This is a genomic window from Streptomyces sp. SD15, from assembly GCF_054462255.1.
In genome coordinates, this window is sequence record NZ_JBTLMO010000054.1 from 24,246 (window position 1) to 47,634 (window position 23,389).

The 23,389-nt window shown below is 70.8% G+C and carries 24 protein-coding genes, 3 pseudogenes and 2 riboswitches; of the genes and pseudogenes, 9 read left to right on the top strand and 18 right to left on the bottom strand.

The features are described 5' to 3' along the window. Positions 1 to 293: 293 nt before the first annotated feature. The 4 genes and pseudogenes from ACX28W_RS36000 to ACX28W_RS36015 all read right to left on the bottom strand — a co-directional run. Complete coding sequence (locus ACX28W_RS36000; protein WP_459004208.1) at positions 294 to 836, bottom strand: DapH/DapD/GlmU-related protein; 543 nt, start codon at positions 834 to 836, stop codon at positions 294 to 296. 81 nt (positions 837 to 917) lie between these two features. Then, entirely contained in the window at positions 918 to 1,904 is a 987-nt protein-coding gene (locus tag ACX28W_RS36005; RefSeq protein ID WP_459004209.1) for a LysR family transcriptional regulator, read from the bottom strand. A 111-nt stretch (positions 1,905 to 2,015) separates the two neighbouring features. Further along, entirely contained in the window at positions 2,016 to 3,128 is a 1,113-nt protein-coding gene (locus tag ACX28W_RS36010; RefSeq protein ID WP_459004210.1) for an ABC transporter substrate-binding protein, read from the bottom strand. A 120-nt stretch (positions 3,129 to 3,248) separates the two neighbouring features. Beyond that, positions 3,249 to 3,852 (bottom strand): annotated as a pseudogene (locus tag ACX28W_RS36015) (helix-turn-helix transcriptional regulator); the annotation flags it as partial. Positions 3,853 to 3,915: 63 nt separating this feature from the next. Between ACX28W_RS36015 and ACX28W_RS36020 the strand changes: the two are divergent. Then, positions 3,916 to 4,503: a DinB family protein gene (locus ACX28W_RS36020; protein ID WP_459004211.1), complete on the top strand. Its 588-nt coding sequence runs from the start codon at positions 3,916 to 3,918 to the stop codon at positions 4,501 to 4,503. A gap of 240 nt (positions 4,504 to 4,743) precedes the next feature. After that, a complete protein-coding gene (locus ACX28W_RS36025; protein WP_459004212.1) occupies positions 4,744 to 4,938 on the top strand; it encodes a hypothetical protein in 195 nt (64 codons plus the stop codon). Between the two features lie 138 nt (positions 4,939 to 5,076). Here the strand turns inward: ACX28W_RS36025 and ACX28W_RS36030 are convergent, their stop codons facing one another. Next, the gene (locus ACX28W_RS36030; RefSeq protein WP_459004213.1) at positions 5,077 to 5,832 is read right to left on the bottom strand and encodes a DUF1775 domain-containing protein; all 756 of its coding nucleotides are present in this window, start codon (positions 5,830 to 5,832) and stop codon (positions 5,077 to 5,079) included. A 128-nt stretch (positions 5,833 to 5,960) separates the two neighbouring features. Continuing rightward, a riboswitch (cobalamin riboswitch) is annotated at positions 5,961 to 6,143 on the top strand. A 30-nt stretch (positions 6,144 to 6,173) separates the two neighbouring features. On the opposite strand from ACX28W_RS36030, the gene ACX28W_RS36035 reads away from it, so the two are divergent. From ACX28W_RS36035 to ACX28W_RS36055, 5 genes are all read left to right on the top strand, one after another. After that, entirely contained in the window at positions 6,174 to 6,863 is a 690-nt protein-coding gene (locus ACX28W_RS36035) for an energy-coupling factor ABC transporter permease (protein ID WP_459004214.1), read from the top strand. Then, complete coding sequence (locus ACX28W_RS36040; protein WP_459004215.1) at positions 6,860 to 7,237, top strand: energy-coupling factor ABC transporter substrate-binding protein; 378 nt, start codon at positions 6,860 to 6,862, stop codon at positions 7,235 to 7,237. Before ACX28W_RS36035 ends, ACX28W_RS36040 begins: the two co-directional genes overlap by 4 nt. Positions 7,238 to 7,242: 5 nt before the next feature. Next, positions 7,243 to 7,992, top strand: coding sequence for a cobalt ECF transporter T component CbiQ (gene cbiQ, locus ACX28W_RS36045; protein WP_459004216.1), 750 nt, complete (start codon positions 7,243 to 7,245; stop codon positions 7,990 to 7,992). Next, positions 7,989 to 8,852 carry an energy-coupling factor ABC transporter ATP-binding protein gene (locus ACX28W_RS36050; protein WP_459004217.1) on the top strand — a complete coding sequence of 288 codons (864 nt, stop codon included), beginning with the start codon at positions 7,989 to 7,991 and terminating at the stop codon, positions 8,850 to 8,852. The genes cbiQ and ACX28W_RS36050 overlap by 4 nt, the downstream gene beginning before the upstream one ends. A gap of 74 nt (positions 8,853 to 8,926) precedes the next feature. Then, positions 8,927 to 9,058, top strand: a complete 132-nt coding sequence (locus ACX28W_RS36055) for a hypothetical protein (protein ID WP_459004218.1) — start codon at positions 8,927 to 8,929, stop codon at positions 9,056 to 9,058. Positions 9,059 to 9,268: 210 nt separating this feature from the next. Next, a riboswitch (cobalamin riboswitch) is annotated at positions 9,269 to 9,464 on the bottom strand. 49 nt (positions 9,465 to 9,513) lie between these two features. On the opposite strand, the pseudogene ACX28W_RS36060 reads toward ACX28W_RS36055, so the two are convergent. The 4 genes and pseudogenes from ACX28W_RS36060 to ACX28W_RS36075 all read right to left on the bottom strand — a co-directional run. Then, positions 9,514 to 9,696, bottom strand: a pseudogene (locus tag ACX28W_RS36060) (phosphoribosyl-dephospho-CoA transferase MdcG domain-containing protein); the annotation flags it as partial. 248 nt (positions 9,697 to 9,944) lie between these two features. Further along, positions 9,945 to 10,436, bottom strand: a complete 492-nt coding sequence (locus ACX28W_RS36065) for a peptidylprolyl isomerase (RefSeq protein ID WP_459004219.1) — start codon at positions 10,434 to 10,436, stop codon at positions 9,945 to 9,947. A 112-nt stretch (positions 10,437 to 10,548) separates the two neighbouring features. Beyond that, positions 10,549 to 11,397 carry a class I SAM-dependent methyltransferase gene (locus ACX28W_RS36070; protein WP_459004235.1) on the bottom strand — a complete coding sequence of 283 codons (849 nt, stop codon included), beginning with the start codon at positions 11,395 to 11,397 and terminating at the stop codon, positions 10,549 to 10,551. A gap of 217 nt (positions 11,398 to 11,614) precedes the next feature. Beyond that, positions 11,615 to 12,658 (bottom strand): annotated as a pseudogene (locus ACX28W_RS36075) (MFS transporter); the annotation flags it as partial. A gap of 71 nt (positions 12,659 to 12,729) precedes the next feature. On the opposite strand from ACX28W_RS36075, the gene ACX28W_RS36080 reads away from it, so the two are divergent. Beyond that, the gene (locus ACX28W_RS36080) at positions 12,730 to 12,858 is read left to right on the top strand and encodes a hypothetical protein (RefSeq protein WP_459004220.1); all 129 of its coding nucleotides are present in this window, start codon (positions 12,730 to 12,732) and stop codon (positions 12,856 to 12,858) included. Positions 12,859 to 12,944: 86 nt separating this feature from the next. On the opposite strand, the gene ACX28W_RS36085 is transcribed toward ACX28W_RS36080, so the two are convergent. From ACX28W_RS36085 to ACX28W_RS36125, 9 genes are all read right to left on the bottom strand, one after another. Further along, entirely contained in the window at positions 12,945 to 13,748 is an 804-nt protein-coding gene (locus ACX28W_RS36085; protein ID WP_459004221.1) for an ABC transporter ATP-binding protein, read from the bottom strand. Further along, entirely contained in the window at positions 13,745 to 14,851 is a 1,107-nt protein-coding gene (locus ACX28W_RS36090) for a FecCD family ABC transporter permease (RefSeq protein WP_459004222.1), read from the bottom strand. The genes ACX28W_RS36085 and ACX28W_RS36090 overlap by 4 nt, the downstream gene beginning before the upstream one ends. 2 nt (positions 14,852 to 14,853) lie before the next feature. After that, a complete protein-coding gene (locus ACX28W_RS36095) occupies positions 14,854 to 15,924 on the bottom strand; it encodes an ABC transporter substrate-binding protein (protein ID WP_459004223.1) in 1,071 nt (356 codons plus the stop codon). A 161-nt stretch (positions 15,925 to 16,085) separates the two neighbouring features. Further along, a complete protein-coding gene (locus tag ACX28W_RS36100; protein WP_459004236.1) occupies positions 16,086 to 16,700 on the bottom strand; it encodes a sigma-70 family RNA polymerase sigma factor in 615 nt (204 codons plus the stop codon). A 95-nt stretch (positions 16,701 to 16,795) separates the two neighbouring features. Then, positions 16,796 to 17,458, bottom strand: coding sequence for a hypothetical protein (locus ACX28W_RS36105; RefSeq protein ID WP_459004224.1), 663 nt, complete (start codon positions 17,456 to 17,458; stop codon positions 16,796 to 16,798). 106 nt (positions 17,459 to 17,564) lie between these two features. Continuing rightward, a complete protein-coding gene (locus tag ACX28W_RS36110) occupies positions 17,565 to 18,086 on the bottom strand; it encodes a copper chaperone PCu(A)C (RefSeq protein WP_459004225.1) in 522 nt (173 codons plus the stop codon). Next, positions 18,083 to 20,371: a heavy metal translocating P-type ATPase gene (locus ACX28W_RS36115; RefSeq protein WP_459004226.1), complete on the bottom strand. Its 2,289-nt coding sequence runs from the start codon at positions 20,369 to 20,371 to the stop codon at positions 18,083 to 18,085. Before ACX28W_RS36115 ends, ACX28W_RS36110 begins: the two co-directional genes overlap by 4 nt. Beyond that, positions 20,371 to 20,601 (bottom strand): hypothetical protein, encoded by a 231-nt coding sequence (locus tag ACX28W_RS36120; protein WP_459004227.1) that lies wholly within the window; start codon positions 20,599 to 20,601, stop codon positions 20,371 to 20,373. The genes ACX28W_RS36115 and ACX28W_RS36120 overlap by 1 nt, the downstream gene beginning before the upstream one ends. Positions 20,602 to 20,671: 70 nt before the next feature. After that, on the bottom strand, positions 20,672 to 22,240 hold the full coding sequence (locus ACX28W_RS36125; RefSeq protein ID WP_459004228.1) for an amidohydrolase: 1,569 nt from the start codon (positions 22,238 to 22,240) through the stop codon (positions 20,672 to 20,674). A gap of 105 nt (positions 22,241 to 22,345) precedes the next feature. On the opposite strand from ACX28W_RS36125, the gene ACX28W_RS36130 reads away from it, so the two are divergent. Beyond that, positions 22,346 to 23,293, top strand: coding sequence for a methionyl-tRNA formyltransferase (locus ACX28W_RS36130; RefSeq protein ID WP_459004229.1), 948 nt, complete (start codon positions 22,346 to 22,348; stop codon positions 23,291 to 23,293). The last annotated feature ends 96 nt before the right edge of the window (positions 23,294 to 23,389 follow it).

Consider the following 23,389-nt stretch of genomic DNA (forward strand, 5'->3'; position numbering starts at 1 on the left):
ACTCTCAAACTCGTTCGATCAAGCTGGGTCACTCCCTCGGGGGATTGCCACCGCGGCGGCGACAGCGATGCAGGCACGGCCGGCCGGGCCGTGGCGAGAGCGGGCCACGGCCCCATGCCGGCAACGCGCGTGGGCTTTCGGTGTCAGTGGCTGTGTGAGGCGATGTGATGATGGCCGCGACGTTGGTTCGTCGCCCTGGACCGGAGCCAGTTGTCCCGGGGAGGGGCGCCAGGCTTCCGATGTGGTTGATGACTGCCCGTAGTCCGGAGCTCGGTGTGGCCCCGGAAAGGTCGTCACCACCGTCGGTGCACGGTTGCCTTACTGCCGGTCACCAGGCTTGCCGGCGGAACGTCATCGGTCACGACCGCGCCGGCGGCGACCACGGCATCACGGCCAATGCTGACGCCGGGAAGGATCGTGGCACCGGCGCCGATCCACACGTTCTCCGCCACATCGATGGGCGCGCCGCTCAGCCACCCCCGTCGCTCCTCAGGATCGACCGGGTGCCCGACGGTGATGAACGTGGCCTTTGGTCCGACCATCACTCGCTCGCCGAGCCGGATGCCGGCGTAGTCCAGGAACGTGCAGTTCTGGTTGATGAACACGCGCTCCGCGAGGTCCAAGTGAAGGCCGTGGTCCGTGTAGAAGGGCGGATAGATCGTGACTCGCGTCGACAGCGGCCTGCCGAGGATCTGTTCGAACAGTTCCGCCTTGCCCGCTTCGTCCTCGAAAGGCAGGACGTTCAGGCGGGAGGTGAGCTCGGTGACCCGCAGGACCCTCTCGCCCATGGCCTGGAACTCGGCGCTATGGATGCGCATGAGACGGTCGCTGGACATGCCACGGTCCTTTCTGATGTACCGGTGACCGGATAAGACTCACTGGGCGCTGGTGGAGGCTGCTGTCAGCAGCCGGTCGAGTCACCTTTGTCGGGGTTGGGACCTGCGAGCATGTGTGATGTCGCTGTCGCCGCGCCGTGGCGTCGTTGCCCAGGACGGGAGCCAGACCGTCTCAGGGAGCCTGGGCAGGCTTCCGAGGTGGGTGATGATTCCACGGAGTCCTGGATGTGGATTCGTTCTGGGGAGGATGAGAGAGAGTGGGTATGCGAGGGTCGGATTCACGATAGGGATGCGGCGTAGGTCGTGGTTCGTCGGCCAGATGTACCGGTCGCGTGCCCCAACGAGGGTGGCCACGTCCGCGGAATCCGCGAGGGTGTCCAGGAGTACTTCGTCTCCAAAGTGCGGGCCTGCCGCGTCGATGCGTAGGTCGAATTCGGTGGCGAGCTGATCGTAGAACTCTGCCCATTCGCTTCGGGGGGCGATACCCGGCACCCATATCCGGTGCTTACGCAACTGCGGTGGCGTCAGTCTTCGCGCGGAGGCGAGCGGATGTCTCGGGCCGACGAGAAGTTCCAGCGGAGAGTCGAACGCGTGAATAATCTGCACGTCGGGCGGCAGTGTGTCCGGGGCAGTGACGGTACGGAACGAGGCGTCGATATCGCCTGCTTCGACGGCGGCGACCGCCACACGTGGGTCGTTGACCCGGAGGGTCACCACGTCGAGGTTGGTTTCGGGACGCGACCGCCAATAGTCGTGCAGAACAACGGCCTGCGCGCTTCGCAGTCCGAGAACGTCGATCCGAAGGGCCCGGGAGCCGGGCCTGACCGCGGTGATGGCCCGCTCGACACCCGCGACGATGCTCCGCGCGTGGGGGAGAAACGCCTGACCATCGAGCGTCAGCTCAACCCCTCGGGCGGTACGTGTGAACAGACGGACTTCCAGCTCGCGCTCCAGGGCGGCGATCCGCTTGGAGACTGCCTGCTGCGTCACGCCCAGCTCATCGGCCGCATGTTGCAACTGTCCGAGCTCGGCCGCCCGGACGAACGATCGCAATGCCTCGGTGTCCACTGGTTCACCCTAGGCGTGCACAACTGAACGTTGTGGCGCGCGGAGGATCGGTTGTGCAGGTAGACAGCCTCAAGTTCGGACAGATCTGGGCAGTCGGACCTCCGTGCTCTCTCAGCCGGCGTGAAGGATCCGAAAGCGATCGGGTTCCGCCGGATCTCGATCAACGACTTGGATCGGCGTCCAAGCCCATTGCCACACGTTGATGCCTGGCGTGCGGGAGAACCGGATCTGCCCGCGGGTGCCTTCGACTGCAACGCGCGGCCAGGATTCGGCAGTGCGCGCCCGGTCCGTGCCGTGAGAACGCAGCACATCGGCGAGGACGGCGACCGTGTCGTAGCCCTCGAAGGCGACGAAGGAGGGCGCTTCGGCCAGCCGCTCGCGCAGGGCCGTCTCAACTCGTGCACCGAGTGGGCTGAGGCGCTCGGGCAGGTAGCGCAAGAACGGGATCGCGGCGCTGTCGTCGCCCAGCAACGTCGCCCATTCGGCGAACTCCGGTTGCCCGGCCGGAGCACCAATCATGATCTCGGCGAGGCGCTGGTCGCGGCGGACAGACTTGACGATCGACACTGCCGGCTCCGGGTGGCCGACCAGAAGAAGGAGGGCTGTCGCGCGATGGTCGACGAGTTCGTCGCACACGGCCGTGGGGGCGAGCGCGCGCATGTCGAGTTCGATGACGGTGCCGCCGCGTGGAGCGAGGCAGTCCCGCAGAATGCGGGCCCCAGATGCCCAGTAGACACTCGGCTGGGCTGCTACGGCGATTCGGCTGTGGCCCGCGCTGAGGAGAAAGTCTGCGTAGATCTGCCAGCCGCGGGACTGCGGCGGGGAGAGGCGCGCGACCCATTCCGTCGGCTGTTCGGTGAGCGCGTCGAGAACCGCTGACGAGCAGAGGAACGGCAGGCCGAGGGCGTCGGCCCTGGCGGCAGCGGCGCGAGCGACGACGCTGTGATACTCCCCCGCCAAGGCAGCCACGCCCAGGCGAGCCAATTCGTCTACGGCCGCCGCGGCCCTCTGTGGATCAGCCGCGGTGTCTCGGACCACCAGCTCGAGTGGTCTTCCGGCGATCCCGCCGGCGTCATTGACTTCGCGAACGGCCAGCTCGAGGCCGGCGAGCAAGTGTTGGCCTGCCTCGACCCAGCCAGGCCGAGTCAGCGGAACGAGAGCGCCGATCTGGACGGATGATCCGTCAGTCCGCTCCGCTCCAGGTGGCGATGGTGGCGTATTCATGCGTTGGCGTCTCCCGTGTGACGATTCGGTGGTAGTTTGCCCGGATCGCAGAGTGGCAAGGCCCGGTAGTACGCGTTCATCTCATCTCGCCGTGGCGGGCGCACCTGGGTGACCATGCCGGACGGCATCGAGGCCGGCAGCGCCACTGAGCACCTCGCAGAGCTCGCTCCCGCGTCGTCGCACGACGGCCGCCGACGCCGAAATCTGCGCGCGCACCGTGTCGGCCGACGCGTGCACGAGGAAGCGCGCCTGGTGCGGGTAGACCCGGCTCGCCACGCCCTCCTGCACGTACGTCGCCGTGTCGGGCGCCGCGCGCGGGCAAAAGTGCCACCGAGCCGGCGAGCGCGCGTACCTCGTGTCGCAACCGGGTGGGCAGCACCTGGTCGAGCTTGGTCAGCGCCCGGAGTGCGGCGTCGCCGGCGACCGCGCCACCCGCGCCGGCGAGCAGTGAGACCGCGGTGGCGATCGCCTCCTCGTCGTCGAGAAGCAGCGGCGGCAGGTCCTGCCCCGGACCGAATTGGTAGCCGCCGCCGACACCCTGACTGGCATGCACGGGATAGCCAAGGGCGCGCAGTCGCTCGACATCGCGCCGTACTGTGCGCGGCGTTACCTCGAGCCGGTCGGCGAGCTCGGGTCCGGTCCAGACCTGGCGCTGCTGCAGCAGCCCGAGCAGGGTGAGCACCCGCTCCGTCGTACCGCGCTCGTCACCGCTTGCCACGTCCATGGCGCCCACCCTGCCAGAGATAGCGGACCGATCCTGTCCGCTAGAGGTGTCAGGGTGGGCGCCATGGACGCAAACGAACTCGACTTGAACCGGACGCTGCGCGAGCAGTGGGAGTTCCACTGGAACCACCAGCTCCGAGCCCGGCTCGAGGGCCTCACCGACGACGAATACTTCTGGTCGCCGGTACCGGACGTCTGGAGCGTGCAGCCGCGCGGCAGCTCGACGGCACCCGTGCAGCTCGGTGCCGGGGACTTCACGATGGACTACACCTCCCCCCAGCCGGTCCCCGCGGCCTTCACCACGATCGCCTGGCGCCTCGGTCACGTCATCGTCGGCGTGCTCGCCGCGCGCAACGCGGCGCACTTCGGCGCGCCGGCGGCGTCGTACGAGACCTGGGAGTACGCCGGTAGCGCGGCCACCGCGCTCGACCAGCTCGAGACCCAACTCGACATCTGGCTGGCCGGGGTGCGCGGCCTCGGCGACGCCGGGCTCCGGGTCCCGGTCGGCGCGAAGGAGCCCTTCCCCGAGTTGCCCATGGCCGACCTGGTGCTGCACATCCACCGCGAACTGATCCACCACCTGTCCGAGGTCTGCCTGCTGCGCGACCTCTACCTGCACACGAAACCCCGCACCTCTGGGGAAAACTCATGACCGCAAAATCGAGACTGCAAAGGCGTAACTCGCCGCCTGGTCGATGACAGCGCCGTAGCACGATCGGCTGACGGGACGTGTCCGGCCCCGACGTGCGGCCAGGACAGCTCCTCCGCGGTCGGGCAGCGGCCTGTACGGGTCGACGATGCTGAGCCGTACAGGCCGCCGCCGTCTTCCCAGGTCCACAAGCGGGCGTACCGGACGTGGGCTCCGTCGCTGGGCGCGGCCGCGCCCCGGCTGGTGGCCGCCGATGAGCGCCTGCGGGCGGTGGTGGTCACCGGGGTGCCGGGCCGGCCGCTGCACGGTGCGGTCCTGTCCCCCGGGGCGGGGCGTGAGGTCTTCCACCGGTTCGGTGCACTGGCCCGCCGCATCCACCAGGCCTCCCCTCCGCGGCCCGCCCCCCGCCGGCAGCGGCCCGGCCGTCGAGAAGGTTGAACGGCACCTCACGGCGGCACGGACACATCTCGCGCCGGGTGATGGCGGCGCTGTGACTCCATCACCGCCGCCCCTGCCTGTGCCACGAGCTACTGCTGGGGACTGGGCGGGAGGTTTCGTACGAGGGGGCTGCGGCCGTCAGGCGGCGGCGCCGCCGCGACGGCTCCTGAGCCACCACACCGCGCCGCCGATCGCGAGGACGGCGATGCCGATACCGACGGGCACGGCGACGGACATACCGTCGTCGTCCGTTTCCTTCGCCACCGGTTCCGCGGACGCCGACGACTCCCCGGAGGTGGGCTCGCCCGAGCCGGTGCTGGGCGAGGGCGTGGGCGTGGCCGTCGTCGTCTGTCCGGTGGGGCTGGGGCTGATGGGTTCGGCGCCGGGGGCGGCGGGCTTCAGCTCCAAGCGGGGTGCCGGATGGCCGTGGCCGTGGCCGTCCCCGCTCGCCTCGTCGTCCAACTCGATCCAGCGGTCGACCTGGCCGTCGCTGTAGGTCTGCAGGGTCTTGAAGTCCAGCACCTTGACGTCGGGCAACTGCCGTACGGTGACGACGTACTCGGCGTCCTCGCCCACCGCGAGCTTCGGCCCGGACACGATGTACCCCCGGTTGGTGGGCGCGAGCTTCCAGCCCTTGGGCCCTTCCTTGTAGGAGATGTCCTGCGGGGTGATGTCTTCGGGCAGGATCACCTCCAGCTTGCTGATCCCGGCGGAGCCGGTCTCCGACTCCGCGGTGAAGGTCAGCGCGACGTTCTGGTCGAGGGCACGGGCGCCCTCCGCCTCGACCTCCGCATGGGCCGCCGCCGGTCCGGCGGTGGCGACGGCGACCGCGAGCGCGACCGCGGTGAGGACGCCGGTACGGCGAAGGCTGAACGGCGATGTGAGGCGCGACACTTGTGGCTCCCTTGTGCACGGACTGTGGTCGGTGAATTCAAGCGCAGGCAAAGGCTCGGAGCCAGGTGTGAGCACATGCGCCGCCTTCACGCCTCTGTGCCCCGCTTGTCACCCTCCCTGTGCGCGCACTACTGTCACCACGCCTTGGTGCACGGGAAATCCGGTGTGATACCGGTGCGGCCCTCGCCACTGTGATCGGGAAGTTCGGCTCCAGCCCTCGCGGGCAGCCACTGGGTCCTCGGACCCGGGAAGGCGGAGTACGGGCGGTGGTACCCGTCAGCCAGGAGACCGGCCAAGGCGCGTCAACCATCCACGAGGTGCTGGAGAGGGTCTGCTGAGCCATGCACATAGCCGAGGGTTTTCTGCCCCCTGCGCACGCGGTCGCCTGGAGCGTCGCGTCAGCGCCATTCGTCGTCCACGGAGTACGGTCCCTCACCCGTGAGGTCAGGGAGCATCCCGAGAGCACCCTGCTCCTGGGCGCCTCCGGAGCCTTCACGTTCGTCCTGTCCGCGCTGAAGCTGCCCTCCGTGACCGGGAGTTGCTCGCATCCCACCGGCACGGGGCTCGGCGCCATCCTGTTCCGGCCGCCGATCATGGCGGTGCTGGGCACCATCACCCTGCTCTTCCAGGCGCTGCTGCTCGCGCACGGCGGCCTGACCACGCTCGGCGCCAACGTCTTCTCGATGGCGATCGTCGGGCCCTGGGCCGGGTACGCGATCTACCGGCTGTTGCGGCGGTTCGACGTGCCGCTGATGGTCGCGGTGTTCTTCGGCGCGTTCGTCGCCGACCTGTCCACATACTGCGTCACCAGCGTGCAGTTGGCGCTCGCGTTCCCCGACCCCAGCAGCGGATTTCTGGGCGCGCTCGGCAAGTTCGGCTCCATCTTCGCGGTCACCCAGATCCCGCTGGCGGTGAGCGAGGGGCTGCTCACGGTGTTGGTGATGCGGCTGCTGGTGCAGTCCAGCAAGGGTGAGCTGACCCGGGTCGGGGTCCTGCTGGCCGGCAAGAAGACCGAGGCGGTGGCCCGATGAGCAGAAACACGAAGATCAACGCCTTGCTGCTGCTCCTCGTGGCCGCGCTCGCGGTCCTGCCGCTGGCCCTCGGCCTCGGCGACCACAAGGAAGAGCCGTTCACCGGCGCCGACGCCGAGGCGGAGACGGCGATCACCGAGATCGATCCGGACTACGAGCCCTGGTTCTCGCCCCTGTACGAACCGCCGTCCGGCGAGATCGAGTCGGCGCTGTTCGCCCTCCAGGCCGCGATCGGCGCGGGCGTCCTCGCCTACTACTTCGGCCTGCGCCGCGGCCGGCGCCAGGGCGAGCTGCGAGCCCGGGCTCACGAAGGAACGGCCCCTGCCGGGACGGGCACGCAGACCACCGGGAAATCCACGGCGGGGCGGGCCTGAGACCCGTGCTGCCGATCGACGCGGCGGCGCACAGCAGCCACTGGCGCCGCCGCCACCCCGTGGACAAAGCCGTGCTCGGGCTGGGGCTCACCCTGCTCGCGATCTCACTGCCTCCCTGGCCAGGAGCCCCTCTCGTGCTCGTCACGGCCCTCGCCGTGCTGCTCGGCCCGGCGGGCGTACCCTGGCGCCGGCTCTGGCGCGCCTACCGCGTTCCGCTCGGCTTCTGTGTGACCGGAGCGGTCACGCTGCTCGTGCAGGTCGGCGGCCCGGACGGGTTCGTGACCCTGGCCGACGGGGGGCCGGTGCGCGCCGGGGAACTGCTGCTGCGCACCTCGGCCGCCTCGCTCGGCGTGCTGCTGTTCGCGTTCACCACGCCGATGTCCGACCTGCTGCCGCGCCTGGTGCGGGCCGGGGTGCCCGCGCCCGTGATCGACGTGGCGCTGGTGACGTACCGGATGAGCTTCCTGCTCCTGGACTCCGTGCGCCGGATCCGGGACGCGCAGGCCGCCCGGCTCGGGCACACCACACGGGCCGCCACCTGGCGCTCCCTGTCCGGGCTCGGCGCCACCGCGTTCGTCCGGGCCTTCGACCGGGCGACGCGGCTGCAGGCCGGGCTCGCCGGACGCGGCTACGACGGCACTCTGCGCGTTCTGGTGCCCGAGGCCCGCGTCTCCGTCCGCTTCACGGCCGCGAGTCTCGCGCTGCTCGCAGCCGTGGCCGTACTCACCTTCGTACTCGAAAGGCCGCTGACATGAGCGAGCCCGCCCTCGTCGCACTCTGCGGCGCGTCCTTCGCGTACGAGGACGGCCCGCCCGTGCTCGACGGCCTCGACTTCGAGGTGCGGGAAGGACGCGCGCTCGCTCTGCTCGGCCGCAACGGCAGCGGCAAGACCACGTTGATGCGGCTGCTCAGCGGCGGACTGCGGCCGCGCACCGGCCAGTTGACCGTCGAGGGCCGCCCGGTCCGTTACGACCGCAAGGGCCTGACCCGGCTGCGGACCACGGTCCAGCTGGTGGTGCAGGACCCGGACGACCAGCTGTTCGCCGCGTCCGTCGCCCAGGACGTGTCGTTCGGGCCGCTGAACCTCGGCCTGCCCGACCCCGAGGTGCGGGCGCGGGTCGACGAGGCGCTCGCCGCCCTGGACATCACCGCTCTGGCCGACCGGCCCACGCATCTGCTCTCGTACGGGCAGCGCAAGCGGACCGCGATCGCGGGTGCCGTCGCGATGCGGCCGCGCGTGCTGATCCTCGACGAGCCGACCGCGGGGCTCGACCCCGATGGTCAGGAGCGGCTGCTCGCCACCCTCGACGCCCTCCGTAGGAGCGGCACCACCGTGGTGATGGCCACGCACGACGTGGACCTCGCCCTGCGCTGGGCCGACGACGCGGCGCTGCTCACCCCGTCCGGTGTACGCATGGGACCCGCGGCCGGGACACTGGCCCGCACGGATCTCCTCCAGCAGGCGGGGCTCCGGCTGCCATGGGGCATCGCCGCGGCGCAACTGCTCCGCGCACGGGGACAGTTGGCCGACGCGGAACCCGGTCCGCGCACGGCGGACGAGCTGGCCGCCCTGGCCGTGGCCCAGACCACGCCTCGGATACCGGCCGATGGCTGACGCGCCGCAGGCACGGCCGGTCGTGGTGGACGGGCAGGAGATGCTCGCCGTGGCCGGCGAGGAATTCTCCCGAGGTGGCCGCGGCCCACGACTGCGTGGGCGACGGCTGCGAGGTGTGCGCGGCACTCGCCGGGCTGCCCGAGCAGGTGCGGGCCGCCCGGCAGGCCGCGGCGGGGAGTCGGCGGCACGACCCGGGGCGCACGTGATCCAACGACACCCCTAGGACCTGTCGTCACCTGCCCGTCGTCCGGCCGATCGACCGCGATGTGTCCGCCGCCGATCCCTCGGATCCGCCGGAGCCTCCACCCCCGCAGCCGGCAAGAAGGAGCATCCCGCACAGGAAAGCGGCGGACAGGGATGTGGCGCGCGTGACGGACACTGCTGTTCCTCTACGTCAAGGGCCCGTACGCGGGGCCCGACCGTACCGTGTGCCAGCAGGTCTTCGGACTCGGGGTCACTCGGACACGGCGCCTTCCCGGACCTCACTGGTCCAGTGGCCGAATAGCCGTGCCCGTCACCCTCACCGCTGCGCGTCAGTCCCGGATTCACACCGGATTCCCTGACCTTCGTACGTCGTCGTACGAAGGTGCGACTGGCCTGCGCCAGCTATCACGAGGCTCGAAGGGCGCCGGCGGCGCGAGACCCAGCAGGCTGGGGACCGGAGTGGGACGTCGATGCGGACCGGCAGGCCGGCGAGGACCTGGAGCAGTTCGGTGACGTCGGCCGGTGACACGGGGCGCGGCACGCGCACGACGAGGTCCGGGTCGCTGCCTTGGTGCGCGGTGGGGTGACCGGTGGCCGGTTCGAAGCCGGCGCTGCCGTCCCGGCCCCCGGGCGGTGGCACCAGCGGGGGTGGGTGAGGCCTTGCAGTGTCGCCACAGTCTCCAAGACCGGCAGGTCACGAGGAGAGAAGAGCCGAGTCCCGGGACTTGGGCCGGGCGGACGACCGCCGGCTTCGACGAAGCGCGCTATCAGAAGCGCAGCTCCGTCGAGCGGGCGAACAATCGGCTCAAGCAGCACAGGACCGTGGCCACGAGGCACGACAGACGTGACAGACGTGGCAGACGTGAATCCTGTGTGCGGTCAGACCGCTCAGACGGTTCCGCAGTCCGAGACGACGATCTTCTTGGCGGTACCGCCGGAGCGGCTGCCGAGCGCCTCGATCGCCTTCACGACGTCCATGCCCTCCACGACCTCGCCGAAGACGACGTGCTTGCCGTCGAGCCAGTCGGTGATGATCGTGGTGATGAAGAACTGCGAGCCGTTGGTGTTCGGGCCCGCGTTGGCCATGGACAGCAGGCCCGGCTTGGTGTGCTTGAGCTGGAAGTTCTCGTCGGCGAACTTCTCGCCGTAGATGCTCTTGCCGCCCGTACCGTTCTGGTTGGTGAAGTCACCGCCCTGGAGCATGAAGTCCGGGATGACCCGGTGGAACGGCGAGCCCTTGTAGCCGTAGCCGTGCTCGCCGGTGGCCAGCTCACGGAAGTTCCTGGCCGTCTTCGGGACGACGTCGTCGTACAGCTTGAACTCGATGCGGCCGAGTGGCTCGCCGTTCGCGGTCACCTCGAAGAAGACGTTCTGGCTCATAGCTCTGCCCCTCTGGATTCGAATGGTCGCACCCGAGCATAGAAGATCTTCGTACAAAGGCCTGACAGGCGGACCCAGTGTCCGCATGATCACATCCCCGGGCCGTCTTCGCTCACGACTCGGCGGAGCCCCTCCACCAGACGAAGACCTCGGTGCTCGGCCGGCGTTCGGAGAACCGGGCCGACGGGGAGGTCTCCCGCAGCAGTCCACGCAGGTCTGCTTCGAAGCCGTCAAGGCGCGCGCCGAACAGGTGCGGAGCCGAGGACGACATCGAGAACACCCACGCGACGACGTCGTCAATCGTGCGCTCCAGCGCCTGCCCGCCGGGAACGACATGGCGCTGGGGGCCGGAGAATCCCGCCCGGGCGAACACCTCGGCCTCACCGCCGGGTGTTCCCTGCGGCAGTACCCCGCGGCCCGCTCGCCGGACCGGTCCCAGATATCGCCGCACCAGCTCGTCCATCGCCGCATAGGGCACCGCCGGACGGGGAAGACCGTCGGCGGTCCGACGCTCCGTCTTCAGGTCCGAGATGTGCACCAACGCCCCGGCGGGCCGGAGCATGTCCCTGATGGTTGCCGCCACCAGGTCGCGGTCCATCCAGTGGAAGGACTGACCGAAGGTCGCCACCGTGAACGTCCCGAGACCTGCGGGCAGATCCTCGGCCCGGGCCTGGATCCACTGTGCCTTTTCGGCTACTCCCGCCTCGGCGGCCGCACGTCCGGCTTCCGCGATCATCCCGCTGTCCGGGTCCACACCGACGATCTCACCGAAAGAGTGCGCCAGGCTCAGGGCAAGGGTGCCCGGCCCGCATCCCACATCGAGAAGACGCCCCTGGCCGTCGAGCCGCAGAACCTCGGCAAGGACGTCCGCCAGTCCGAGGGCATACGGGAGCCTGCCGCGCTGGTAGTAGGCGGCCGTGCCGGAGAACAAGGCGTCGTCCCACTCCCAGCCGACCGCCACATCCACTCACCACTCATGACTCGCGACCCATGTGAAGAACTCGCAGGCGGCTCGAGTATGCCCGATCAGCTGCGGGACGGATCGAGAAGGCGTCGCGTACGAAGACTGGCTTGAGCCGCGGGCGCTCGTCGCCGGCGCCGTCAGGAGCTGAGCCGTCAGCTCGTCACAGCCAGCCGTTGCGCTTGAAGCCGCGGTGGATCACGAGGCAGGCGGTCGCGTCGTCGACGACATGGTCGGCGATGGCGTGAAGCACCGCGGCCGGGCCCTTGGCCAGCTGCCGCGCGTCGGCTTCGAGGTCTTCGCGCAGCGGGCCGAGGGAGCCGTGGCGTCCGTGCCGGACGGTCACGACGAAGTCGGGGCCGGCGAAGACCATGATCTCGCCGGTGTTGACGACCTCGCTGGTGGCGGTCAGTTCCTCGTGCTCGACATAGGCGACGGTCTTGACGGCGAACAGGACGTCGCCGTACTGCTCGACCTCGGTCACCGGGCGGCCGCCCGGTCCGCGCAGCCACCACCACAGCGGGGGCAGGGCGGCGAGGGCGAGCAGCAGCCAGGAGGGGGTCTCGGATGCCAGGGTCAGGGCCAGCAGCAGGATCGTCACGCCGGTGGCGATCAACAGGGCGTCTGCCAGGGACCGCTGGTCGGGCCGGTGCGGTCGGCCGTCCTTGGGCATCGCCCGCCAGGCGACGCCCAGCGCCAGTACGCAGACGGGGATCTTCACAAGGAACACCGCCCGCCAGCCCAGGTGGTCCAGCAGCAGCCCGCCGACCGCGGGGCCGGTCACCGCACCGAGCGGGCCGAGGGTCGCCGGGACGCTCATGGCCCGTCCGCGCACCTCCGGCCGTACGGAGCGCAGCGCCAGGACGGGCATCAGGACGAACAGCGCCGCCCCGAAAGCACCTTGGGCGATCCGGGCGGCGATCAGCCAGGCCGCCCAGGGCGAGACGGCCGCGGCGGCGCTGCACACGGCGAATCCGCCGGTCGCGGTCAGCAGCGCGACCCGCATGCCCGTCCCGTCCAGCCAGCGGCCCACGGGCAACAGCAGGGCGACGACGGGGAGTTGGTAGCCGAGCACCGCCCACTGGGCGGTCGCGGCCGACACGTGCAGGCCGCGGGAGATGTCCGCCAGGGCCACATTGACGATGTTCATGTCGAGCATCGCGACGAACGACAGCGCGCCCGCCACGGCCACCAGGAGCCAGCGGTCCTCTGCCTCGGGTATGTCACCAAGCCGATCCGAGCCGAGACCGTGGTCGGTCACCCTGTGCCCCTCCCCCTCGCGGGTGGGCTGCCGGACAGCAGCCTCGTCCCACAAGTCGGGCGGGGGCGGGGGTGAGTTCCCGGCCGTGTCCAAAGTCGCCGCACGCGGTCACCGTGCACGGCGCGGACCTCGACGACGCGCGGGTACGGGCCGCGATCGTCGAGGCCGGATTCGGCGTAGGCGAGCCCGCCGCGGCCTGACCGACTTCGCGGCGAAGCCCCCGCGGGGGACACCCTCCTTCAAAACCGCCAACACTTTCACCCAAAGTGTTGGCGGTTTCAGCGACCTATGCGGTGACCGCGGCATCGCCGACCGGATGCGCCGGGGCCCGGTGGTCGAACGCGATCAGCGGATCCCCGGTCAGCGGATGGTCCACCACCATCGCCCGCACCCCGAACACCTCCGCCAGCAACGCCGGCGTCAGCACCTCGCGCGGCGCGCCCGAGGCGACCACGCTTCCGTCGTGCAGGACGTGCAGGCGGTCGCAGACCGAGGCGGCGGCGTTGAGATCGTGCAGCGACACCAGCGTCGTACGGCGGTGGTCTCGCAGCAGGGCGAGCAGTTCCACCTGGTGGCGTACGTCGAGGTGGTTGGTCGGCTCGTCGAGGACCAGCACGTCCGGGTTCTGGGCGAACGCGCGGGCCAACAGGACGCGTTGGCGTTCGCCGCCGGACAGTTCCGTGAAGCGGCGTCCGGTGTGGCCGTCCATGCCGACGTCGACGAGGGCGCGGGTGACGATGTCCCGGTCGGCGGCGTCCTCGCCCGCGAAGGCGCGCTTGTAGGGAGTGCGGCCCATCGCGACGACCTCGCGCACGGTCAACTCGAAGTCGCCGCCCCGCTCCTGTGGCAGGGCCGCCACATGACGGGCCGACTGGACGGGGCTCAGCCGACGGATGTCCGTGCCGGACAGCAGCACCCGCCCGGCGGTGGGCCGCAGATGTCGGTACACCGTGCGCAGGAGCGTGGACTTGCCGCTGCCGTTGGGCCCGACCAGGCCCGTGATCTCGCCTTCGGCCGCGAACAGGCTCGCCCCCGCCACGACCGTACGCCCGGCGTACGCGACGTGCAGATCCTCTATGTCGATCCTCAACTGCCGCTCCCCAACCGACGGTCCAGCAGATACAGCAGCGCCGGAGCGCCGATCAGTGAGGTGACCACGCCGACCGGCAGCTCCTGCGTGTCCATGGCCGTACGGCACACGATGTCGACGAAGACGAGCAGCAGCGCGCCGAACAGCGCGGAGACCGGCAGCAGTCGGCGGTGGTCTCCGCCGACGACCAGGCGGCAGGCGTGCGGGACCATCAGGCCGACGAAGGCGATGGCTCCGGACACCGCGACCAGGACACCCGTCAGCACGCTGGTCACCAGGAACAGCTCGCGGCGCAGTCGTACGACGTCGATGCCGAGCCCGGCCGCCGTCTCGTCGCCCATCAGCAGGGCGTTGAGCCCCCGGGCGCGGGCCTGGAGGAGGAGCAGCGCGGCCGGGACCGTCAGCGCGGGGACGGCCAGCAGCTGCCAGGTCGCCCCGCTCAGACTGCCCATGAGCCAGAACAGCACGCTGTGGGTCTGCTGCTCGTCCCCGGCCTGAAGGACGAGGTAGCTGGTGAACCCGGACAGGAACTGGCCGATCGCAACCCCGGCGAGCACCAGCCGCAGCGGCGCGAATCCCCCGCCGCGCCGGGCCACCGCCCACACCAGGGCGAAGGTGAGCAGGGCCCCCGCGAACGCCGCGCCCGACAGGCCGAGTCCGAGCGCGCCGCCCGCTCCCGCGCCGAGCACGATGGCGGCGACCGCGCCGAGCGAGGCGCCGTTGGAGATGCCCAGCAGGTACGGGTCGGCGAGCGGGTTGCGTACGAGGGCCTGGACCGCCGTACCGACGACCCCGAGACCGGCGCCGACGAGTGCGGCCAGCAGGGCGCGGGGGAGGCGGAGTTGCCAGACGATCAGATCGTTGGTCCCCGGCCGCGGTGTCTCGCCGGACAGTCTGCGCCACACCACGCCCCACACCTCGGCGGGCGGGATGGACGTCGAGCCCCAGGAGACCGCCAAGGTGAGGGCAGCGAGGAGAGCGAGGCCGAGGACGGCGGTCAGGAGCCCGGCGGGCAGGGGCCGCGCGTCGGGCCCCTTACCGCCCTCGCCCTTCTCACGGTTCTCACGGTTCTCACGGCGGGATGCCGACAGCACCGAGAACACGACTATGCGACCTTGCCCGGGTAGAGGGTCTTGGCGATCTCCTCGACCGTGTCGGCGTTGGTGACGCCGGCGATGGTGGTCTGCTCCGAGCCGATGCGCAGGAAGTGGCCGTCCTTGACGGCCTTCAGGCCCTTGGTCGCCGCGTTGGTCTCCAGCCACTTCTGCGCCTCGTCGAACGCCTTCTTGTTGGCCGCCTCGCTGCCCCGGTTGCGGACGCCCAGCTGAATCCAGTCCGGGTTCTTGGAGATCACGTCCTCCCAGCCGACCTGCTGGTAGTCGCCGTCGCAGTCGGCGAAGGCGTTGCGGGCGCCGGCCAGGGTGATCACCGCGTTGGCGACCTGGCGGTTGCAGACGACGGTGGGCTGCTGGGTACCGGCGTCGTAGTCGAAGAAGAAGTAGGTGGGCCGCTTGCTCTCGGCCGTCTGTCCGACCGCCTGCTGAACGGCGTCCACCTTCTGTTTCATGCCCGCGACGAGTTCCTTCGCCTTCGCGCCGGTGCCGGTGACCCCGCCGAGCGAGGTGATGTCGTCCTGGACCGCCGACAGGTCGGTCACCGCGCTCTTGAGGGTCGAGGCGCAGGCGGTGGACTTCAGATGGATGTGCTTGATCCCGGCCGTCTTGTACTCGGCCTCGGTGGGCGCGTCGCCCATGGAGCCGCCCATGCCGCCCATCGACGCGAAGGTGTCGATGTAGAGGTCGGCGCCGGAGCCGAGGAGCTTCTCCTTGGCGATCACCGTCTCGCCGAGGACCGGAACCTTCCGCGCCTGCGCGTCCAGTGAGGTCGGCAGGGTGCCCTTGCCGGGCGGGAACCCGGTGCCGATCACCTGGTCCCCGGCGCCCAGGCGGAGCAGCAGTTCCAGGCTGGAGGCGTTGCTCGTGACGATCTTCGTCGGGGCGGCGGAGAACGTGGTCTTGGCGCCCATGCAGTCGGTCACGGGGTAGCCCTCGGAACCGGACTGCCCGGCGGTGTCACCCGCCGTGGCCGTGTCGCCGTCCCCGGTCTCCTCGCCGCAGCCCGCCGCCAGCAGACCGAGCACCACGGTCGCCGTACCCCACCACACGCGAGAACGCATCGAAACTCTCCAGGATCCACTCGGTACGCGGGAGGACCTCTGCCACCCGCTCCAGTAGTCGGCGCGGACTCCGGTTGAGTTCCTACGAGTTGGACACCCCGTCGGCTTCGACGGGGTGCCGGTGTACACCGCGCCCGCGGCGGACACCGGCACCTCTCCCGTCAGGCGGCCACCGGCGTCGGCGCGTCCGTCTCGGCGAGCAGGTCGACGAGGGTGGCCCGGGCTCGGGCCACGCGTGAGCGGACGGTTCCGACGGGGCAGTCGCTGAGCTCGGCGGCCTCCGCGTAGGGCAGTCCCATCAGCTGGGTGAGGACGAACGCCTCGCGGCGCTCGTCGGGCAGCGCGGCCAGCAGGTCGAGGAGCGCGACGCCGTCGTCGAAGCCGGGCAGACCGCGCGGCTGGGCGTGCTCGACGGCCAGCCGCCAGTCCGGCACGTCGGACAGCCGCGGGCGGGCGGCGGCGTACCGGAAGCTGTCGATCACCGCGCGCCGTGCGATGGACAGCAGCCACGCGCGGGCGGACGAGCGCCCTTCGAACCGGTGCAGGCTGCCTAGCGCGCGCAGGAAGGTGTCCTGGGCCAGGTCGTCGGCGGCCTGCGGGTCGGCGGAGAGGTGGGCGACGTACCGCAGGACGTCGCGGTGCAGGGCGCGTACGAAACGTTCGACGGCGTCCGGGTCACCGGCTCGGGCAGCGAGTGCCCAGGCGGTTATCGACTCGTCGACCGACGCCGTGTCACAGCTTGTGTCGCGCGAGGTGGGCAGGGCAGGAGTGATCACCTGGTTGTCCTTCTCGGTGAGGTGTACGGCCGTACGGCGGCGCACGGCCGAGGCCCGAGGCGCGCACGGGCTGCCTCGGGGTACCGGCTGTCTTTTCAGACGACAGCGGTCCCCACGGGCGGACCCCGAGAAGTGATCGCGTGGACGAGAAGGAGTCGCCGCGGCGCCCGGTCCGAGCGGGCGCGGTGTACGCGAAGGCGCGGGCGGTGCGGCGGTGTGGGCAGGGCGAGCAGCAGCCGCAGCGGTGCGGCCAGCCGACCGGCCACGGCCCGCAGGATGCGAAAGGCGGCGCGTTCGCCGTACCCGAGCCACAGACCGCACAGCAGCGCGGCCAGCAGGTGAGCGGCGAGCATGCCGAACGAGGAGGTGCCGCCCATGTCCATGGAATTCATTGAGTCCATGGCGTCCCTGCGCATGGACTCGATGTGCGTGGACTCCCTGTGCGTGGAGCCCATGGCATGCTCCATCGACCCCATGGACCTGCCGCCCATGCCCGCCAAGGCCGAGCTCTGCGCCTGCGAGAAGGCCCAGTGGAGCGCCCCCTGGGCGACGACCACCACGGACACGATCAGCGGCAGGCCGCGCTCGCGACCGGCGAGGCACCACCCCGTACCGCCCGCCGCCGCGGCCGCGGCGCCCAACGCCCACCAGGGCACGTGGCTTCCGGACATCATGACGTGCCCCAGGGCGGCGAGCAGCACACAGACGACCGCGAACACCGTGGCCCGTACCGTGCGAGAACACCACCCAGCGGTCATGACGGGCTCATCCTCACATCCGGGGTTCGGGTGTCATGGTGCGGTACGGACATGACCCCGCCCTCCCACTCAATCCGGGACACATGATCCAGAACACACGTCGAGGTCACAGGGGGTCGTCGCTCGGGCGGACCACGACCGCCAGGACCTTGATCCGCCCACCGTGCCGGAAGGTCAGGGTGAAGGGCACGAGGTCGCCCGCACGCCATCCCGCCCTGGCTCGCACCGTCGTGTCGAGACCGTGCGGAGACATGGTGAGGCCGGCGTGCGCCGGGACGAGGGCCGAGTCCACCGGCTCCCGGTACGCCCTCCCGCCGCCCGTGGTGCCGTGCCGCGAGAGCGCGATGTCACCGCCGCCCGTGGCGGACGAGGAGACTCCGACGAGCCGGTCGTCCGCGTCGCCGGAGTTGGAGATCCGGAAGAACGCGGTGGTGTCCCGGTTGTCGCCGTAGGGAAGGAAGACGCGCCCGGCGGTGACCTCGATCCGCGGCGGGTTGCCGGCGTTGCCGGAGCCGACCCAGGTGGTCAGGCCCCCGAGGGCGACGCCGCACGCGGCGACGGGCGCGAGCGCGGCGAGCAGGGTGTCGGTGAGCCGGCGTCGGGTGGGACGCCAGAGGTGTTCGGTCATCGGCGGCGACTCCGAGCCTTCCGCGCGGGCGATGGTTGCCAGGCGCGCAGCCGCAGGCTGTTGCCGACCACGAGCACCGAGCTCGCCGACATCGCCGCCGCGGCCACCATCGGGTTGAGCAGGCCCACCATGGCGAGCGGCACGGTCACGACGTTGTAGCCGAACGCCCACAGCAGGTTGGCGCGGATCGTGCCGAGGGTGCGCCGCGCGAGTCGTACGGCGTCCCCCAGCGCCTCGATGTCGCCGCGCACCAGGGTCACGTCGGCGGCCCCGATCGCCGCGTCCGTGCCGCCGCCCATGGCGATGCCGAGGTCGGCGCCGGCCAGCGCCGCGGCGTCGTTCACACCGTCCCCGACAACCGCGACCCGGCGGCCGTCCGCCCGCAGCCTCCGTACGAGTTCGGCCTTGTCCTCGGGGGAACAGCGGGCGTGCACCTCCTCGATGCCGAGCGCGGCCGCGACGGCGCGGGCCGGTGCCTCCCGGTCGCCGGTGGCGAGCACCGGATACGCGCCGAGGCGCCGCAGCCGCTCCACCGCCCGGTAGCTGCCGGGCCGTACCACGTCGCCGATCTCGATCAGCGCCTCGGCCACGCCGTCCACCCGGACCAGGACGGGCGTGTGCGCGGCGGCCTCGGCCGCCGGGAGCGCGTCCGCCAGGGCGGCGGGCAGTTCGTCCTCGGGCGCCAGGACTTCGACGAGGCGGCCCTCGACGCGGCCGCGGACTCTGCGTCCCACCGCTGCGCTGAATTCGCTCGGCTCCGGCAACGGCAGCTCGGGCCCCTCCCGCCGCGCGTACGAAACGATCGCCCGGCCCAGCGGATGCTCCGAGCCCTGTTCCACGCCACCGGCCAGCCGCAGCACCGTCTCCCGCCCGAGCCCGTCCGGTACGGCGGTGACGCGGGCGACGGTCATATGGCCGGAGGTGAGGGTGCCGGTCTTGTCCAGGACGACGGTGTCGATGTGCCGCAACGCCTCCAGCGCCTGCGGACCACTGACCAGGACGCCCAGTTGCGCGCCGCGTCCGGTGGCGGCCATGAGCGCGGTCGGGGTCGCCAGGCCCAGCGCGCAGGGGCAGGCCACGACCAGCACGGCCACGCACGCGGTGACGGCCGCCTGCGGGTCGGCTCCGGCGCCGAGCCAGAAGCCGAGGACGGTGACGGCGAGCGCGAGGACGACCGGCACGAACACCCCGGCCACCGCGTCGGCCAGCCGCTGCGCCCGCGCCTTGCCGGCCTGGGCATCGGTCACCAGCCGGGTGATCCGGGCGAGTTGTGTGTCGGCGCCGATCGCGGTGGCGCGGACGAGGAGCAGTCCGCCGACGTTCACGGCGCCGCCCACCACCGCCGAGCCGGGCCCGACCTCGGCCGGCTCGCTCTCCCCGGTGACCAGGGACAGGTCCACGGCGGAGCTGCCCTCCACGACCGTCCCGTCGGTGGCGACCCGCTCACCGGGCCGTACGACGAAGACCTGCCCCAGCCCCAACTCCTCGATGGGGACGAGCCGTTCGACCCCGTTCTCGCGTACCGACACCTCCTTGGCCGCAAGCCCGGCGAGGGACCGCAGAGCCGCCCCGGTGCTCCGCCGCGCCCGCCCCTCCAGGAACCGCCCGGTCAGCACGAACAGCGGCACCCCGACGGCCGCCTCCAGATAGACGTGCGCCGTACCGTCCGCCGCGGACGGCAGCAGACTGAACGGCATCCGCATCCCGGGATCACCCGCTCCGCCGAGGAAGAGCGCGTACGCCGACCAGAAGAAGGACGCCATCACGCCCAGCGACACCAGCGTGTCCATGGTCGCCGTCGTGTGCCGCAGCCCCCGCACCGCCCGTTCATGGAACGGCCGGGCACTCCACACCGCGACCGGAGCCGTCAGCGCGAAACACAGCCACTGCCAGTTGCGGAACTGGAGCACGGGCACCATCGACAGCACGAGGACGGGTACGGCGAGGAGTGCCGTGACCAGCAGCCGCTGCCGCTCCAGCCGAGCGCCCTCCGGCTCCTCCTCATCCGCCTGGCCCACCTTGCCCGCCTTGCCCTTCTGCGTTGGGGCAGGCTCGGGCAGCGCGGCCGTGTATCCGGCCTGCTCGACCGTCGCGACGAGTTCGGCGGGGCGAATGTGCGGCGGATGGCTGACGTGGGCGCGACCGGTGGCCAGATTGACCGTCGCGGTGACTCCCTCGAGTTTGCCGAGTCGCTTCTCCACCCGTCGCACGCACGCCGCGCAGGTCATCCCGCCGACGGTGAGGTCGGTGGTCACCAGTGGACCGGTCGCCGCTTCCGTGTCCATCAGCCGCCACTCCCGTGCATGTCCATGTCCTCCATGCCCCCGCCGCTTCCGTCGCCGCCCGTGCTGGTGCCGTGCAGGCCGGGCGCGACCGGACCGGCCGCGGCACCGACGGCGTAGGACACCGTGAACATGAGCGCGAGCAGCAGGAGGAAGCCGCAGAGCGCGGGCGGGGGCAGCAGTTTCCGAAGCATGGAATCCACGCCGGAGGAGGATTGGGGGAACTCTTCCATCTTCAGGAGTCGGGAGTGCCGGGGCTCGAGTTCCGGAAGGTTGGAGTGACGTGCGTCACATCAGATGTGGTTACTCTTCCAGGCCGTCCACCAGCGTCGTGACCACCTCGATGTCACCGATGCGGGCGACATCGACGCGCCGCGGGTCGTCCCCCAGCACCACCAGGTCGGCCCGCTTGCCCGGGGTGAGGCTGCCCGCCCGGTCGTCCCAGTGGCAGGCGAAGGCCCCGCCGACGGTGTAGGAGCGCAGGGCGTCGTCGACCGCGATGGCCTCGTCCGCGCCGATGAGCCGACCGGACTCGGAGGCACGTTCGACCATGAACTGAACGGCCCGCAAGGGCGAACCGTCCGCGACGGGCCGGTCGGAACTGCCCACCAGCGTGATGCCCTGGTCCAGGAAGCCCTTGCCCCGGTACAGCCACGGGGCCCGCTCCTTACCCATGATCGACGCGTAGTCGTCGCCGAAGTACCGCAGAAAGTTGGGCTGGACCACCGCGATCGCGCCGAGCCGCGCGAAGCGGGGCAGTTGGTCGGGCCGGATCAGGCCCGCGTGTTCGATGCGATGCCGGGCGCCGGGGCGCGGCCGGAGGCGCTGCGCCCGCTCCAGCGCGTCCAGTGCGAGATCGGCCGCGCGGTCGCCGATGGCGTGGACGGCGAGCTGCCAGCCGCCGAGGTGACCGTTGACGATGGTATCGATCAGGAGTTCCGGGTCCTCCTGCAACTGCCCGGCATGTCCCATGCCTTCGTACGGGCTGCTCAGTGCGGCCGTGCGCGCCATCATGCCGCCGTCGGTGTAGACCTTGAGCGCTCCCACGGACAGCCAGTCGTCGCCGAATCCGGTGCGCAGGCCGAGGTCGAGCGCCCGGGGTCCATGGTTCTCGCCGGGTGGCCCGATCGGATGCAGTACGTCCGCCGCGATCATCAGCTGCACCCGCAGCGGCAGGCGGCCCTGCTCCCGCGCGAGCTGATAGGCCGCCAGTTCGATGGGCCCGTGGCCGAACAGCCTGCCGCCGATGCCCGCTTCGGCGCAGGCCGTCACCCCTTCGGCCCGGCAGATCCGGCCGGCTCGCACGATGGCGTCCGCGAGTTCTTCCTGGGTGTACGGGTCGCGGAGCCTGCGTGCGGCACCCATGGCGCCCTCGGCGAGAAAGCCGTTCTCGTGCGGGACATCGGCGGGGAGCCGGTTCAGGATCGCGCTGTTGACGACGCAGGCGTGTCCGGACTCGTGCAGCAGGAACACCTTGCGGCCGTCACTGACCTTGTCCAGCTCCGCGGCGGTCAGATGGCGTCCCAGTGCCCGCTGGTCGTAGCCCGCGACGCTGACCCAGGCGCCGTGCGGGCTGCGGGCGACGGCCGCGGCCACGGCGTCGAGCACGTCGTCGACCCGCGTACACGGGGCAACGGTCGGGGTGTTCGCCTTGAATCCCGTCCACGCCAGATGCACATGACTGTCGATGAAACCGGGCAGCACCGTGGCGCCCTGGAGGTCGACCACCCTGCGCGCGGGCAGTCCGGTCACCGCCTCGTCCAGGCCCGCGATGCGGCCGTGCCAGATCCCCAGGTCATGGGCGACGGGGCGGTCCGGATCCATGGTGATGATGTGGGCGTTCGTGAGCCTCGTGCACAGCGTTCCCGTCATGGTGGGGCGAGGCTAACGTGACCCGCGACCCCTGTCACCATTGCCCACTTAGGCAAGCCTTGCTTTACTTGGCGCTGCTCTTCATTCAGCCCGAGGAGGAACCGCATGCGGGTCGTCATGTTCGGCTATCAGACCTGGGGCCATCGAACCCTGAAAGCGCTCCTGGACTCCGAGCACGACGTGGCACTGGTCGTGACGCACCCCAAGAGCGAGCACGCGTACGAGAAGATCTGGAGCGATTCGGTCGCCGACCTGGCCCGCGAGCACGGTGTGCCGGTGCTGATCCGCAAGCGGCCCGACGACGAGGAACTGTTCGCCGCACTCGAAGAGGCCGCGCCCGATGTCATCGTGGCCAACAACTGGCGGACCTGGATCCCCCCGCGCATCTTCGAACTGCCCCGCCACGGCACCCTCAACGTGCACGACTCGCTGCTGCCGGCCTACGCCGGGTTCTCCCCCCTGATCTGGGCACTGATCAACGGCGAGAAGGAAGTCGGCGTCACCGCGCACATGATGAACGAGGAACTCGACGCCGGCGACATCGTCGCCCAGCACGCGGTGACCGTGGGGCCGAGGGACACCGCGACGGACCTGTTCCACAAGACGGTCGACCTGATCGCCCCGGTCACCACGGAGGCCCTCCGCCTGATCGCCTCCGGGCAGACCGAGTTCACCCGGCAGGACCGCTCCCGTGCGAGCTTCTTCCACAAGCGGTCCGCCGAGGACATCCGCATCGACTGGAACTGGCCCGCCGAAGACCTCGAACGTCTGGTGCGCGCCCAGTCCGCCCCGTATCCGAGCGCGTTCACCTATCACCGGGGCAAGCGCCTCGAAATCCTGGCGGCGGTCGTGTCCACCGGCCGCTACGGCGGCACTCCGGGCCGGATCTTCTACCGCGAGGGCGACGGGGTGGTGATCGTCGCCGGAGCCGACGCGCGCACGGGGCGCCATCACGGACTCGCCATCACGCGCATCCGTACGGAGGACGGCGAAGAGATGCCCGCGACCGACTACTTCACTTCCATGGGCGGCTATCTCACCGCCCGCAGTTGACCCAGGTCGATCGGACCCGTGAGGGACCCGTCACCGGACCCGTCACCGCACCATCCGCCATGGACGAGAGCCTTGACCTGGAGGCTCCCACTTAGA

What these genes read in the sequence shown, in the direction of transcription:
- ACX28W_RS36000 (WP_459004208.1), bottom strand. Translation starts at nt 836, where the DNA reads ATGTCCAGCGACCGTCTCATGCGCATCCATAGCGCCGAGTTCCAGGCC.
- ACX28W_RS36010 (WP_459004210.1), bottom strand. Translation starts at nt 3,128, where the DNA reads ATGAATACGCCACCATCGCCACCTGGAGCGGAGCGGACTGACGGATCA.
- ACX28W_RS36020 (WP_459004211.1), top strand. Translation starts at nt 3,916, where the DNA reads ATGGACGCAAACGAACTCGACTTGAACCGGACGCTGCGCGAGCAGTGG.
- ACX28W_RS36035 (WP_459004214.1), top strand. Translation starts at nt 6,174, where the DNA reads ATGCACATAGCCGAGGGTTTTCTGCCCCCTGCGCACGCGGTCGCCTGG.
- ACX28W_RS36040 (WP_459004215.1), top strand. Translation starts at nt 6,860, where the DNA reads ATGAGCAGAAACACGAAGATCAACGCCTTGCTGCTGCTCCTCGTGGCC.
- ACX28W_RS36050 (WP_459004217.1), top strand. Translation starts at nt 7,989, where the DNA reads ATGAGCGAGCCCGCCCTCGTCGCACTCTGCGGCGCGTCCTTCGCGTAC.
- ACX28W_RS36065 (WP_459004219.1), bottom strand. Translation starts at nt 10,436, where the DNA reads ATGAGCCAGAACGTCTTCTTCGAGGTGACCGCGAACGGCGAGCCACTC.
- ACX28W_RS36095 (WP_459004223.1), bottom strand. Translation starts at nt 15,924, where the DNA reads ATGCGTTCTCGCGTGTGGTGGGGTACGGCGACCGTGGTGCTCGGTCTG.
- ACX28W_RS36105 (WP_459004224.1), bottom strand. Translation starts at nt 17,458, where the DNA reads ATGACCGCTGGGTGGTGTTCTCGCACGGTACGGGCCACGGTGTTCGCG.
- ACX28W_RS36110 (WP_459004225.1), bottom strand. Translation starts at nt 18,086, where the DNA reads ATGACCGAACACCTCTGGCGTCCCACCCGACGCCGGCTCACCGACACC.
- ACX28W_RS36115 (WP_459004226.1), bottom strand. Translation starts at nt 20,371, where the DNA reads ATGGACACGGAAGCGGCGACCGGTCCACTGGTGACCACCGACCTCACC.
- ACX28W_RS36120 (WP_459004227.1), bottom strand. Translation starts at nt 20,601, where the DNA reads ATGGAAGAGTTCCCCCAATCCTCCTCCGGCGTGGATTCCATGCTTCGG.
- ACX28W_RS36125 (WP_459004228.1), bottom strand. Translation starts at nt 22,240, where the DNA reads ATGACGGGAACGCTGTGCACGAGGCTCACGAACGCCCACATCATCACC.
- ACX28W_RS36130 (WP_459004229.1), top strand. Translation starts at nt 22,346, where the DNA reads ATGCGGGTCGTCATGTTCGGCTATCAGACCTGGGGCCATCGAACCCTG.